Consider the following 12578-nt stretch of genomic DNA (forward strand, 5'->3'; position numbering starts at 1 on the left):
TAAATGCTGACAAAGCGCAACGCATCTATCGCGCTGCACAATCCTGATCACGAGTTTGTGATGAGGGTCCTCATAGTATGGCTTCACCATTTGCATTGAAACGATGCAACTGTCCGGAATTTGGCGTTGCATACACGATTTCATCCGCTTCGTAGTGGTGTTCCCCGAACAGCCGCGCCGTCAGCAGGCCCGTTTTTTCGCTGTCGAGATAGACGATCGTGTCGGCGCCGAGATGCTCGACATGGACAATCGTCCCCCTCCATTCGCCGGCCTCGCGCGACAGGCTCATGTGCTCCGGGCGGATGCCGATCGTGGCGGCGTCGCTGCGCCCGAGGCGGGCTGCATCGATGAAATTCATGGCGGGCGAACCGATGAAGCCGGCAACGAACAGGTTGGCCGGCCTGTTGTAGAGCTCCATAGGTGAGCCGACCTGCTGGATCACGCCGCCGTCGAGCACGACGATCTTGTCGGCCAGCGTCATCGCCTCGACCTGGTCGTGGGTAACGTAGATCATCGTCGCCTTCAGCTCGCGGTGCAGCCGAGCGATCTCGAGCCGCGTATTGACGCGCAACGCCGCATCGAGGTTGGAGAGCGGCTCGTCGAACAGGAACAGCTTCGGCTCGCGCACGATGGCACGCCCAATCGCCACGCGCTGGCGCTGCCCGCCGGAGAGTTCGGCCGGCCGCCGGTCGAGATACTTCTCCAGCGACAGCATGGCAGACGCCTTCTTCGTCCGCTCCTCGATCTGCGCCTTCGGCGTGCCGGCCTGCTTCAAGCCGAGCCCCATGTTGTCCTTGACGCTCAGGTGCGGATAGAGCGCATAGGACTGGAATACCATGGCGATACCGCGCTTGGCCGGCGGCACGGCGCTGACTTCGGCGCCGTCGATCAGGATGTTGCCCGAGGTCGCATCCTCAAGCCCCGCGATAATGCGCAAAAGCGTCGATTTCCCGCAACCCGACGGCCCAACGAAGATGACGAACTCGCCGTCCTTCACGTCGAGGTCGATGCCCTTGAGCACGTCGACCGGCCCGAAGGACTTGCGCACGGATTTGAGTTGCAGGGAGCCCATCGTCGTTCCTTCCTTACAGCTTTACCGGCCGGCCGGTGCGCACGCTCTCGTCGGCGGCAAGGCAGATCCTGAGTGACTGCACCGCATCGTCCATGTGCCGGGTCAGGTCGATATCCTCGCGGATCGCCTTCAGCACATAGGCCTGCTCCCGGTCGCAGAGTTCTTGGTGTCCCGGCTCACCGGTCATCTTCAGATCCTCGTCGGCCTTCAGAAAACGGCCGTCCGGCCCGGTCTCGGCATTGTGGAGGCGGATCACGGCGGTCTTGGTGTGCGTATCGATATCGTCGGACTTGGCGTTCGGGTCCATGACGATCGACACAGAACCCTTCGGCGACATCACGTCCTTCACGAAGAAGGCCGTCTCCGAGATCATCGGTCCCCAGCCGGCTTCGTACCAGCCGAGCGAGCCGTCGTCGTAAAGCACCTGCAAATGCCCGTAATTGTACATATCCGGCGCGATCTCGTCGGACAGCCGCAGCCCCATGCCGCGCACCTCGACGGGCCTGGCGTCGGTGATCTGGCACATCACATCGACATAGTGCACGCCGCAGTCGACGATCGGCGGCGTCGTCTGCATCAAGGCCTTGTGCGTCTCCCAGGTCGGCCCGCTCGACTGCTGGTTCAGGTTCATGCGGAACACGTAGGGGCCGCCGAGCTTGCGGGCTTCCGCGATCAGCCGCATCCACGAGGGATGGTGGCGCAGGATATAGCCGACGACGAGCTTGCGGCCGTTGGCCTTGGCGCAGGCGACCACGCGCTCTGCATCCGCCACCGTCGTCGCCAGCGGCTTTTCGACGAACACATGCGCGCCCGCCTCCATCGCCATGACGGCAAAGTCGGCATGGCTGTCGGAATAGGTGTTGATCGAGCAGAGATCGGGCTTCAGCTCCTTCAGCGCCTGCGGGAAGGAAGGCAAAATCTCGTAGCCGGTCAGCGCCTCCGGGAGTTCGACCTTCGAGCGGTTGACGAGGCCGACGATCTCAAAGCCGGGATTCTCGTGATAGGCGAGCGCATGGCTGCGGCCCATGTTGCCGAGGCCCGCGGAAAGGACGCGGATCGGGTCGGACGAATGGGTCATTTCACTGCTCCTGAGGTAATGCCGCGGATCAGTTGCCGCGAGAAGGCCAGATAGAGGACGAGAACGGGCAGGATCGCCAGCGACAGCGCAGCCAGAACCGCGTTCCAGTTGGTCACGAACTGGCCGATGAAAATCTGGGAACCCAGCGTGACGGTCTTGGTCGCCTCGCTCGGCGCCAGGATCAGCGGGAACCACAGGTCGTTCCAGATCGGGATCATGGTGAAGACCGCGACCGTCGCCATCGCCGGCCTTACCAGCGGCAATACCAGGCGGAAGAAGATCGCGTATTCCGACAGCCCGTCGATCCGTCCCGCATTCTTCAGGTCGTCGGAGACGGTGCGCATGAACTCCGACAGGATGAAGACGGCGAGCGGCAGGCCCTGCGCCGTATAGACAAGGATCAGCGCCGTCAGCGTGTTGACGAGCCCGGTCGCCACCATGCCCTGCAGGATCGCCACCGTGCCGAGCCGGATCGGGATCATGATGCCGAGCGCGAGATACAGCCCCATCAGCGTATTGCCGCGGAAACGGTATTCGGACAGCGCGAACGCCGCCATGGCCCCGAACAGGAGTACAAGCGCGATCGACACGACGGTGACGATGAGGCTGTTCTGGAAATAGACCGCAAAGTCCCCCTGCCCCAGCACCGTCTGGTAGCCCACCAGGTCGAAGGTCGACGGCGTCGGCAGCTGCATCGGGTTGCGAAAGATCGCATTGCGGTTCTTGAATGAGTTGATGATCGTCAGGAACACCGGAAAGACCGCGACCAGCGTATAGGCGATCAGGGCGGCGTGGACGAGAGCCGTACGGGACAGCGAGGCGCGTGCCTTGGACATGGTCGGCTCCCTCAGAACTGGTAGCGGCGGATGCGCCGCTGGATGACGAACAGGTAGAGCGAGACGCCGGCAAGGATGATCAGGAACATTACGGTTGCAATCGTTGCCCCCATCGAACGGTCGCCGAGTTGCAGCTGGAAGCCGAAGAAGGTGCGGTAGAGCAGCGTGCCGAGGATGTCGGTCGAGCCGTCCGGCCCCGCCAGCGCCCCCTGCACCGTATAGACCAGGTCGAAGGCGTTGAAGTTGCCGACGAAGGTCAGGATCGAGATGATGCCGATCGCCGGCAGGATCAGCGGCAGCTTGATCTTGAAGAACTGCGCCCAGCCGGTGACGCCGTCGCATTCGGCAGCCTCGATCACCTCCTCGGGAATGTTGAGCAGGGCCGCGTAGATCAGCATCATCGGGATGCCGACATATTGCCAGACCGAGATCAGCGAGACGGCGATCAGTGCCGAATTCGGCTTGCCGAGCCAGGGCGCAAACAGCGACTTCAGCCCGACGAGATCCAGCAGGTAGGGCGAGACGCCCCAGATCGGCGACAGGATCAGCTTCCAGATGAAGCCGACGATGACGAAGGAGAGCAGCGTCGGCAGGAAGATGGCGGTCCTGTAGAAAGCAGCTCCCCGCAGCTTCGGTATCGACAGAAGTGCGGCAAGCGCAACCCCGATAGGGTTTTGTACCAGCATGTGAATGACGAAGAAGATGAAGTTGTTCTTCAGCGCGTTCCAGAAGTCGGCAGCCCAGCGCGCATCGCCAAACAGCGTCTTGAAATTGGCAAGCCCGACGAAGGCGGATTGCCCGTCGACGGTGTTGTAGAAGGAGAGCCGGAGCGTCTCGAACAGCGGCAGGATCATCACCGCGCTGTAAACGACGAGCGCCGGCAGCAGGAACACGGCGATGTGCCAGCGGCGCGGACGGCTCGCCGCCTGCATTTCGCCCTGAGAAAGTGTGGCATCCGTCATGGTTCTTTCCCCGCTGCCCCGACCGGTGGTCCGTAGCGCCCGCGATAAGCGGACGGCGCCACACGGCCGGTCCTGCCGCATGCCGCCTTGCCGGATGTCCGGCAGTGACGTTCAGCTTACACGTTTTTGCGCGGAAGACGCGGGCCTGGGCCGCAATCAACGGGACGTCGCGCGCCCCTCATCCGCCTGCCGGCACCTTCTTTCCGCAAGCGGGCAGAAGGACAGTTGCCGCGCCGTCCCCCGACCATCGTCGCGAAGGGATCAGCAATTGCTGTGCAAGTCCCTCTCCCCGTCTGCAGGGAGAGGGTAGGGTGAGGGGCAATCGCCCTACCCGATGTCACAAGCCTCACTTCGCCGGCTTGAACCAGCTGTCGAGGCCCTTCTGAAGCTTCTCGGCGGCTGCCTCCGGCGTATCGGTGCCGTTGATGACATTGGCCGACATGGTCCAGGTCTCGTTTTCGAGGTTCGGCGTGCCGCGCGACAGGATCTGGTAGGTCGAGCGGATCGTCGGCTGGCACTTCTCGCGCCAGGAGACGAATTCCTGCGCCAGCGGATCGGCCATCTTGACCGCAGTCGAGTTCAGGCTGAAGAAGCCCGGCAGCGAGTTGGCATAGATGTCGGCGAATTCCGGAGAGGCGATGAAGGTAAGCAGCTTCTTCGCAGCTTCCGGATTGACGCTCTTGGCGTTCAGGCCGATGCCGATGTCGTTGTGGTCGGAGATGTAGCAGGTGTCGCCGGCCGTCTTCACCGGCGGCGGGAACGCGCCCATCTTGAACTGCGCCTGGGTGTTGAACAGGCCGATTTCCCACGAACCTGCCGGATAGATCGCGGCACGGCCGAGCGTGAACAGGTTCTGGCTATCGGGATAGGTCTGGGCCTCGAAACCGTCGCCGAGATAGTCCTTCCACTTCGCCAGCGTCTTGAACGGCTCCACCCACTGCGGATCGGTCAGCTTCTGTTCGCCCTTGATCAGCGCCAGACGGCCTTCCTCGCCCTTCCAGTAGTTCGGGCCGATGTTCTGGTAGCCCATGGTCGCAGCTTCCCACAGATCCTTGGTGCCCATGGCCATCGGAATGTAGTTGCCGTCGGCCTTGATCTTGTCGAGGGCCGCGAAGAACTCGTCTTCCGTCGTCGGAACCGCGATGCCCAGCTGGTCGAACGCGTCCTTGTTGTAGATGAAGCCGTGGATCACCGAAGCCATCGGCACGCAGAAGGTCGCCGAGCCGTCGTCCGTCGTCCAGGCGGACCTGGCGACGTCGGAGAAGTTCTCCATACCCGGCAGGTCGTTCAGGCTAGCCAGATGCTTCTTGTTGTAGAGCTCGAGCGAGGCGTCGAACGGGCGGCAGGTGATGAGATCGCCGGCGGAGCCCGCGTCGAGCTTGGCGTTGAGGGCGGCGTTGTACTCGGTCGGCGCCGTCGGCGCGAAGGTCACCTTGATGCCCGGGTTCTTCGCCTCGAAGGCCGGGATGATCTTGTCCTTCCAGATCGAAAGGTCGTCGTTGCGCCAGCTTTCGATCGTCAGCGAGACGTCCTGCGCCTGGGCTATCCCGGCCGTGCCGAGAATGCTGGTGGCAAGGAGCAGTCCCTTGATCAGGTTGCGTGTCATGACATTCTCCCTTTTGTGCGCCCGTTCGGCGCGTTCCCGTTATCGGAGGTTCTTCAGGGCGCGCCGCAGGCTCTGCCCGGAATTGTTGAGCGCCGCCTCTGCCGCGGCCTTGTCGGTTGCGCCGGCTGAGATCAGCACGGCCGCCTTGACCGAGCCTTCGGACTGCTCCAGCAGCCGTTCCGCCTCGTCGAAGCCCACGCCGGAAATGCCCGAAACGATGCGGGCCGCCCGGTCCTTCAGCTTGATGTTGTCCGCCTTGAGATTGACCATGTAGCCGTCATGCACGTGGCCGAGCTGGATGCCGACCAGCGTGGAGAGCATGTTGAAGGCGATCTTCTGCGCCGTCCCCGCCCCCATGCGCGTAGATCCGGAGACCACTTCCGGCGGCGTCTGCAGCAGGACGGAGATGTCGGCATAGGCAAAAAGCGGCGCACCGGGATTGTTGGCGAGCGCCACGACCTTGGCTTCGTGCTCCCTAGCGTAGTCCGCGATCGCGATGGCATAGGGCGTGGTGCCGCTGGCGGTGACACAGATGACGCAGTCGCCCTTGCCGATGCCGGCGCGCTCCGCATCCGAGACTGCAAGCTGCTCGTCATCCTCGTAGCCACCCGCGAGATCCTCAAGGCTCGCCGCCCCGCCCGCAAGCAGAATGACGATGCGGTCGCGCGTAATACCGTAGGTGCCGGGAAGCTCCAGCGCGTCGGCCATGCCCATCAGGCCGGAACTGCCCGCTCCAACATAGACAAGGCGGCCGCCTGTGCGCAGGGCTTCCGTGGCGAGCTTGGCCGCCTCGGCGATATCCTCGAGCGCACTGTCGACCGCGCCGGCGGCCTGCTGCTGGGCCGCGGACAGGACCTTCAACACATCCACCGCAGGACGCTCGTCGAGCCCCTCCGCCTGTTCGTGCCTTGCTTCAGTTCTGGCAGATGCCATCGCATAGTCTCCCTTGCGGAGGATTTAATGCCAAAAACATACCAATTGTCCATAGGAAATTAACGTGCATGAATGGAAAAATCCCGCCTTCATATTTTATCACTATATTTCAATAATTTAGAACAGAATAGTCAATCGCCATCTGTTTTCCGCTTGGTTAATGGTATTTTTTTGGTATTGTATTTTCCGGAGGTCCCCATGGCAGATTTCATCATCGGTATCGATGGCGGCGGAACGAGTTGCCGCGCGGCGGTCGCGGACCCGCGGGGCGTCGTCCTCGGGCGGGGCAAGAGCGGCGCGGCCAACATCCTGACCGATCCCAACAACGCCATTCAAAGCATCACCGACGCTGCCGAGGCCGCTTTTCGCGACGCCGGCCTGCCGCCGGAAGAGGTGCGCAATGCCGACGCCTTCCTCGGTCTCGCCGGCACCAATGTCGGCAACCTCACGCAATATGTGCGCGAGCGCCTGCCCTTTCGCCACACCGACATCGATTCCGACGGCCTGATCGCTCTGCAGGGTGCGATCGGCGAAGCCGACGGCTCCGTCGCCATCCTCGGTACCGGCACGATCTTCATGGCCCGACGCGACGGCAAGGTCCACTATATCGGCGGCTGGGGCTTCACCATCGGCGATCTGGGCGGCGGCGCCCGCCTTGGCCACGCGCTGCTGCAGGAGGCGCTGCTCGCCCATGACGGCATCCGCGAGCGATCTGCCGTGACCACGGCCATTCTCGACGAATTCCGCCACGACCCGACCGCGATGGTCGAGTTCGCCCGCCTCTCCAAGCCCGGCGACTTCGGCCGCTATGCACCGCTCGTCTTCCAGCATGCGCAGGCCGGCGACACGGGCGCGCTGGCGCTGCTGCAGGCCGCCGCACGCTCCGTCAACGAGGCGCTCGACGCGATCACCCGGATCGGCGGCCACGAGCGGCTGTGCCTGCTCGGCGGACTGGCACCGCTCTACCCCGCATGGCTCGAAGAGCACCACCGGACAATCCTGGTCGAGCCGCAGGCGGACGCGCTGACGGGCGCAGTCGCGCTGGCCGCAAAGCGCCACGAAACCAGATCCCGCAACGGCGAGGTCCGGCAGGATCGAGCCCAGAATGACGGGGCCCAAAGAGACGGGGCCCAAAAAGACGGGGCCCAGCAAGACGGAGCCGGAGACGCCTCATGACGGCACTGCTGGCCACGATCCTGTCCCCCGAGCGCCTGCAGGCTGGCGGATCCGGCCCGCTGTACCTGAAGCTTCGCCAGACGCTGGAAGAGGCGATCAACACCGGCAAGCTCAATCACGGCGACGCCCTGCCGCCTGAACGCGACCTTGCCGATTACGCCAACATCAGCCGCGTGACGGTCCGCAAAGCGGTGGACGACCTCGTCAAGGACGGGCTTCTGGTGCGCCGGCACGGCTCAGGCACCTTCGTGGTCAAGCCGGTCTCGAAGGTGGAACAGTCGTTGTCGCGGCTGACCTCATTTACCGAGGACATGGCACGGCGCGGGCTGACGACGCGCGCTCAATGGCTCGACCGCGGCCTGTTCCACCCCTCGCCCGACGAGATGATGATCCTTGGCCTGCCGGCCGATGCACTGGTCGCCCGGCTCGGCCGCCTGCGTATTGCCGACGACATGCCGCTGGCGATCGAACGCGCCTGCATTTCCTCGGAATTCCTGCCGGACCCCGCACGGGTGACGGGCTCGCTCTATGCCGCCCTCGCGCAGCGCGGCTGCCGGCCGGTGCGCGCCGTACAGCGCATCTCGGCATATAATATCAAGGAGCCGGACGCGGCCCTGCTCGGCGTCCCCCCCGGCGTGGCCGGGCTGTCGATCGAACGCGTCTCCTACCTTGCCTCCGGCAGGGTCGTGGAATTCACCCGCTCGCTCTACCGGGGCGATGCCTATGACTTCGTCGCGGAACTGACGCTCTCGGATACGTGAGCGTACCGCTGGAACGGAAAGACCAGACCATGCAGACCAACATGCGCCGTGAAGTGAACGAGATCCCGGAAGCCGCCGCCCGGCTCCTTTCGGAGCAGAAGGATGCCATCGCCCGCGCCGGAAGCGCGTTGAAGGCCGCCGATCCGCGCTTCTTCGTCACCGTCGCCCGCGGCTCCTCCGACCATGCGGCCCTGTTCCTCAAATATGCGATCGAGCTGACCGCCGGGCGCCCCGTCGCCTCGCTTGGCCCCTCGCTCGCCTCGATTTACGGCGCAAAACTGAAGCTGGATGGCGCAGCCGCCATCGCGATCTCGCAGTCCGGCAAGAGCCCCGACATCGTCGCCATGGCAAGGGCTGCGACGGATGCAGGCGCCATCTCGATGGCGCTGACCAACACCATCCCCTCGCCGCTTGCAGACGCCTGCAGCCACCCCCTCGACATCTGTGCCGGCCCCGAAATCAGCGTGGCCGCCACCAAGTCCTACGTCAACTCAATCGTCGCGGGTCTTGCGATCCTGGCCGAGTGGACGAGCGATGCAGCACTGAAGACGGCGGTCGCAGCCCTGCCCGACCAGTTCGCAAAGGCGATTGCGCTCGACTGGAGCGAACTGATCGCCGATCTGGCGGAAGCGAAATCGCTCTACGTGCTCGGCCGCGGCCCCGGTCTTGCCATCGCCAGCGAAGCGGCGCTGAAGTTCAAGGAAACCTCCGGCCTGCATGCCGAAGCCTATTCGTCCGCCGAGGTGCTGCACGGCCCTGTCGCTCTGGTCGGCCCCTCGTTTCCGGTGATCGCGCTTGCCGCCCGCGACGCCGCCGAACAGTCGGTCACCGGCATGGCCGACGGGCTTGCCGCGAAGGGCACCTATGCCTGCGTCACTTCCGCCGGCGCCATCGCGGCCAAGAAGCTGCCCTTCGTTGCCACCGGCCACCCGATCACGGATGCGCTGGCGCTGATCGTCCCCTTCTACGGCTTTGTCGAAGCCTGGTCGCGCGCCCGCGGCCTCGACCCCGACAAGCCGGTCAACCTGAAGAAAGTCACGGAGACAAGATGAGTGCCCTGACCGCAATCACCGGCGCCCGCATCTTCGACGGCGACCTCTGGCACGACGACGCCGCGCTTCTGATCGAAAACGGCAAGATTGCCTCAATCGTCGCCGACGCCGATATCCCGGCCACAGTCCGGCGCCAGCCTGCCGCCGGCTCCCGCATCGTCCCCGGCTTCGTCGACCTGCAGGTCAACGGCGGCGGCGGCGTGCTCCTGAACGAACAGCCGGATGTGGACGGCATTCGCACCATCTGCAAAGCGCACGCCCGTTTCGGCACGACGGCGCTGCTGCCGACGCTGATCACCGACACACCGGAAATCACCGCCCGCACGGTTGCGGCAGGCGTGGCCGCACGCGAGGCGAAAGTGCCTGGCTTCCTCGGCCTGCACCTGGAGGGACCGCATCTGTCGATCGCCCGCAAGGGCGCGCACGATCCGAAACTGATCCGCCGCATGGAGGCAGACGACCTCGCCTGCATCGTTGAGGCGCGCGGCCGGCTCGACGCCCTGTTGACGACGGTCGCGCCGGAAAGCGTGACCGACGAGCAGATCGCATCTCTGGCGAAGGCGGGCGTGACCGTCAGCCTGGGGCACTCGGACAGCGGCTATCGCACCGTCGGTGCCGCAGCTGCGGCCGGCGCCAGCATAATGACCCATCTTTTCAATGCGATGAGCCCGCTCGGCCATCGCGAGCCCGGAATGGTCGGCGCAGCACTCGACATTGGCCACCTCAATGCCGGACTGATCGCAGACGGCTTCCATGTCGACCCGGTGTCGATCGGCGTCGCGCTGCGCGCCAAGAAGGGGCCGGGCCGCATCTTCCTCGTCACCGACGCCATGTCGCCGATCGGCACCGACATGACCGGCTTCACCCTTAACGGCCGCGAGATCTTCCGTAAGGACGGGCGCCTGACGCTTGCCGACGGCACGCTCGCCGGCGCTGATATCGACATGGCCTCCTGCGTCCGCTTCATGCACGAGAATGTCGGCCTGGACCTGGAGGAAGCCCTGCGCATGGCCTCGCTCTATCCTGCCGAGGCGATCGGCATGGTCGGGCGGAAAGGCCGGCTCACCCATGGGCATGACGCCGATTTCGCAGTGCTCGACGAAACACTCGCCGTGCGTGCGACCCATATCGGCGGCGAAGAGGTGTTTCGCGCCTGAGGCCTTTGCCGATGCTGGCGCAAGGCGGCTCTGCTGCCGTGAAGACACTGAAGCGTCGGGCATTTTTCCTGCGGCAAGGGTGCGAAGCAGCATTGCGTCCGGAATTGCAGAAAAACGAAGGAACAGCGCTTTTCCGGTGATCCCGTTTTCCACGGATATGCGCTAGGGTGCGCCTTGTCTCATTCCATAAATGGGCCCGGATCGATCATACCCGGCGCCCTCCCCGGCATCTTTGACAGGTAAGCCATGCAACTGATTTTTGACGGGCACAATGATGTCCTGCTCCGACTGTGGACCAACATGCAGGGCGGAGGCGATCCGGTTGCCGAATTCCGCGACGGCACCGACCAGGGACACATCGACGCCCCTCGCGCCCGCAGCGGCGGCCTGGCAGGCGGCCTCAGCGCCATCTACATTTCCTCCGGCCACTACGGGCCTCGGCAGCCCGACGCGAACGGGCACTACGCAACCCCGCTCGAGGCGCCGCTGGAACGTCAGCCGTCGCTCGACATCGCGCTTGCCATGGCCTCGATCGCTCTCCGGATCGACCGCGCCGGCGCCTGGCGGCTTTGCCGTTCGACCGACGATATCCGCAGCGCCTTCGAGGACCGCACCTTCGCAGCGGTCCTCCACATGGAAGGCTGCGAGGCGATCGACAGGGAGCTTAAGGCGCTGGACACGTTCTATGCCGCCGGCCTGCGGTCCCTCGGCCCGGTCTGGAGCCGCAACAACATCTTCGGCCACGGCGCGCCCTTCGCCTATCCCGCATCGCCCGATTCAGGCCCCGGCCTGACCGAGGCCGGCTTCGACCTCGTGCGCGCCTGCAACCGGCTCGGCATCCTTGTCGATCTTTCCCACATCACCGAACAGGGCTTCTGGGATGCGGCGAAGACCACCGACCAGCCTCTGATCGCCACGCATTCCAACGCCCACGCGCTGACCCCCGTCGCGCGCAACCTGACCGACCGGCAGATGGATGCGATCCGGGAGAGCCACGGGCTCGTCGGCCTGAACTATGCCACCACCATGCTGCGTTCCGACGGCCAGGAAAACGCCGACACCCCGATGTCGGACATGGTGCGGCACGTGGACCATATGGTGAAACGCATGGGCATCGATTGCGTGGCGCTCGGATCCGACTTCGACGGAGCGACGATCCCGGCGGGCATCGGCGATGCGGCCGGCAGCCAGCAGATCGTGACGGCACTCCGGGCCGCCGGCTATGACGAGGATGCGCTTGCGAAAATCTGCCGCGAGAACTGGCTGCGCGTGCTCGGCAAGGCCTGGCACGAAGGCTGACGGAAGATGATGGAAGCCGCCGCGAGCATAGCGGCGGCGGCCCTCAGGAGGCTGGTCAGTCCGGCAGGCGCGCCTCTCCGAGATCGACACCCAGAACGCCCGCAAGCCCATCGGCGACGATCGCATGGTCGATGCGTTGCGGCACGCCGGAAACCGTCACCGAGCCCACGCAGCCGAGCCCATCGACCAGGATCGGAAATCCACCGCCATGGGTGGCGAAGTCGGAGAGCGGCAGGTTGTGCGCCTCCTCCTGGCCGCGGTGCGCGAGCGCCAGCCGCCGGCCGACGAGATAGGATGAGTGCCACAGCCGCAATACGGTATTGCGCTTGCGCCGGATCCATTCGGCGTTGTCGGTCGACGTTCCCTCGATGACGGTGTGGAACAGGATGCGATCGCGCAGCGAAATGTCGATCGCAATCGCCGCACCGCGCTCCAGCGCGATCTCGCGCAGGATATTGCCGAGCCTCCAGGCGGTATCCGTGTCGAAGCGTGAAAACCGCAGCAGTTCCTCCTGTTCCTCGAGCCGCGCGATGTCGCTCTTGAAATCCTCGGTCATGCCTGTCTCCTCCCCAGTCCTGTGCTGCCTGTTCCGTCTGCGTAGCCTGCGGCCAGTCCAGGCACAAGTGCCGATGGCGGAACGAAGGAG

The 12578-nt window shown here is 64.6% G+C and carries 12 protein-coding genes; 5 read left to right on the forward strand and 7 right to left on the reverse strand.

The features are described 5' to 3' along the window. Nucleotides 1–70 precede the first annotated feature (70 nt). From HV823_RS15140 to HV823_RS15165, 6 genes are all read right to left on the reverse strand, one after another. Nucleotides 71–1072, reverse strand: a complete 1002-nt coding sequence (locus HV823_RS15140) for an ABC transporter ATP-binding protein (protein WP_176950552.1) — start codon at nucleotides 1070–1072, stop codon at nucleotides 71–73. A gap of 13 nt (nucleotides 1073–1085) precedes the next feature. After that, nucleotides 1086–2150 (reverse strand): Gfo/Idh/MocA family protein, encoded by a 1065-nt coding sequence (locus HV823_RS15145; RefSeq protein WP_176950553.1) that lies wholly within the window; start codon nucleotides 2148–2150, stop codon nucleotides 1086–1088. Further along, complete coding sequence (locus tag HV823_RS15150) at nucleotides 2147–2986, reverse strand: carbohydrate ABC transporter permease (protein ID WP_176950554.1); 840 nt, start codon at nucleotides 2984–2986, stop codon at nucleotides 2147–2149. The genes HV823_RS15145 and HV823_RS15150 overlap by 4 nt, the downstream gene beginning before the upstream one ends. A gap of 11 nt (nucleotides 2987–2997) precedes the next feature. After that, nucleotides 2998–3948: a carbohydrate ABC transporter permease gene (locus HV823_RS15155; protein WP_176950555.1), complete on the reverse strand. Its 951-nt coding sequence runs from the start codon at nucleotides 3946–3948 to the stop codon at nucleotides 2998–3000. A 346-nt stretch (nucleotides 3949–4294) separates the two neighbouring features. After that, nucleotides 4295–5554, reverse strand: coding sequence for an ABC transporter substrate-binding protein (locus HV823_RS15160; RefSeq protein WP_176950556.1), 1260 nt, complete (start codon nucleotides 5552–5554; stop codon nucleotides 4295–4297). Between the two features lie 39 nt (nucleotides 5555–5593). Continuing rightward, entirely contained in the window at nucleotides 5594–6487 is an 894-nt protein-coding gene (locus HV823_RS15165) for an N-acetylmuramic acid 6-phosphate etherase (RefSeq protein ID WP_176950557.1), read from the reverse strand. Between the two features lie 198 nt (nucleotides 6488–6685). Between HV823_RS15165 and HV823_RS15170 the strand changes: the two genes are divergently transcribed. From HV823_RS15170 to HV823_RS15190, 5 genes are all read left to right on the forward strand, one after another. Continuing rightward, nucleotides 6686–7663 carry a glucosamine kinase nucleotide-binding domain-containing protein gene (locus HV823_RS15170; RefSeq protein WP_176950558.1) on the forward strand — a complete coding sequence of 326 codons (978 nt, stop codon included), beginning with the start codon at nucleotides 6686–6688 and terminating at the stop codon, nucleotides 7661–7663. Then, nucleotides 7660–8424 carry a GntR family transcriptional regulator gene (locus HV823_RS15175; RefSeq protein WP_176950559.1) on the forward strand — a complete coding sequence of 255 codons (765 nt, stop codon included), beginning with the start codon at nucleotides 7660–7662 and terminating at the stop codon, nucleotides 8422–8424. The genes HV823_RS15170 and HV823_RS15175 overlap by 4 nt, the downstream gene beginning before the upstream one ends. Nucleotides 8425–8453: 29 nt before the next feature. Further along, the gene (locus tag HV823_RS15180; protein ID WP_176950560.1) at nucleotides 8454–9476 is read left to right on the forward strand and encodes an SIS domain-containing protein; all 1023 of its coding nucleotides are present in this window, start codon (nucleotides 8454–8456) and stop codon (nucleotides 9474–9476) included. Beyond that, complete coding sequence (nagA, locus tag HV823_RS15185; protein WP_176950561.1) at nucleotides 9473–10633, forward strand: N-acetylglucosamine-6-phosphate deacetylase; 1161 nt, start codon at nucleotides 9473–9475, stop codon at nucleotides 10631–10633. Before HV823_RS15180 ends, nagA begins: the two co-directional genes overlap by 4 nt. Before the next feature lie 246 nt (nucleotides 10634–10879). Further along, nucleotides 10880–11932, forward strand: coding sequence for a dipeptidase (locus HV823_RS15190; RefSeq protein ID WP_176950562.1), 1053 nt, complete (start codon nucleotides 10880–10882; stop codon nucleotides 11930–11932). Nucleotides 11933–11987: 55 nt separating this feature from the next. Here the strand turns inward: HV823_RS15190 and HV823_RS15195 are convergent, their stop codons facing one another. Further along, nucleotides 11988–12488 (reverse strand): heme-degrading domain-containing protein, encoded by a 501-nt coding sequence (locus HV823_RS15195; RefSeq protein ID WP_176950563.1) that lies wholly within the window; start codon nucleotides 12486–12488, stop codon nucleotides 11988–11990. Nucleotides 12489–12578 lie beyond the last annotated feature (90 nt).

The organism is Mycoplana rhizolycopersici (assembly GCF_013378445.1).
Classification (GTDB): Bacteria; Pseudomonadota; Alphaproteobacteria; order Rhizobiales; family Rhizobiaceae; genus Mycoplana; species Mycoplana rhizolycopersici.

What these genes read in the sequence shown, in the direction of transcription:
- HV823_RS15140 (WP_176950552.1), bottom strand. Translation starts at nt 1,072, where the DNA reads ATGGGCTCCCTGCAACTCAAATCCGTGCGCAAGTCCTTCGGGCCGGTC.
- HV823_RS15145 (WP_176950553.1), bottom strand. Translation starts at nt 2,150, where the DNA reads ATGACCCATTCGTCCGACCCGATCCGCGTCCTTTCCGCGGGCCTCGGC.
- HV823_RS15150 (WP_176950554.1), bottom strand. Translation starts at nt 2,986, where the DNA reads ATGTCCAAGGCACGCGCCTCGCTGTCCCGTACGGCTCTCGTCCACGCC.
- HV823_RS15155 (WP_176950555.1), bottom strand. Translation starts at nt 3,948, where the DNA reads ATGACGGATGCCACACTTTCTCAGGGCGAAATGCAGGCGGCGAGCCGT.
- HV823_RS15160 (WP_176950556.1), bottom strand. Translation starts at nt 5,554, where the DNA reads ATGACACGCAACCTGATCAAGGGACTGCTCCTTGCCACCAGCATTCTC.
- HV823_RS15165 (WP_176950557.1), bottom strand. Translation starts at nt 6,487, where the DNA reads ATGGCATCTGCCAGAACTGAAGCAAGGCACGAACAGGCGGAGGGGCTC.
- HV823_RS15170 (WP_176950558.1), top strand. Translation starts at nt 6,686, where the DNA reads ATGGCAGATTTCATCATCGGTATCGATGGCGGCGGAACGAGTTGCCGC.
- HV823_RS15175 (WP_176950559.1), top strand. Translation starts at nt 7,660, where the DNA reads ATGACGGCACTGCTGGCCACGATCCTGTCCCCCGAGCGCCTGCAGGCT.
- HV823_RS15180 (WP_176950560.1), top strand. Translation starts at nt 8,454, where the DNA reads ATGCAGACCAACATGCGCCGTGAAGTGAACGAGATCCCGGAAGCCGCC.
- nagA (WP_176950561.1), top strand. Translation starts at nt 9,473, where the DNA reads ATGAGTGCCCTGACCGCAATCACCGGCGCCCGCATCTTCGACGGCGAC.
- HV823_RS15190 (WP_176950562.1), top strand. Translation starts at nt 10,880, where the DNA reads ATGCAACTGATTTTTGACGGGCACAATGATGTCCTGCTCCGACTGTGG.
- HV823_RS15195 (WP_176950563.1), bottom strand. Translation starts at nt 12,488, where the DNA reads ATGACCGAGGATTTCAAGAGCGACATCGCGCGGCTCGAGGAACAGGAG.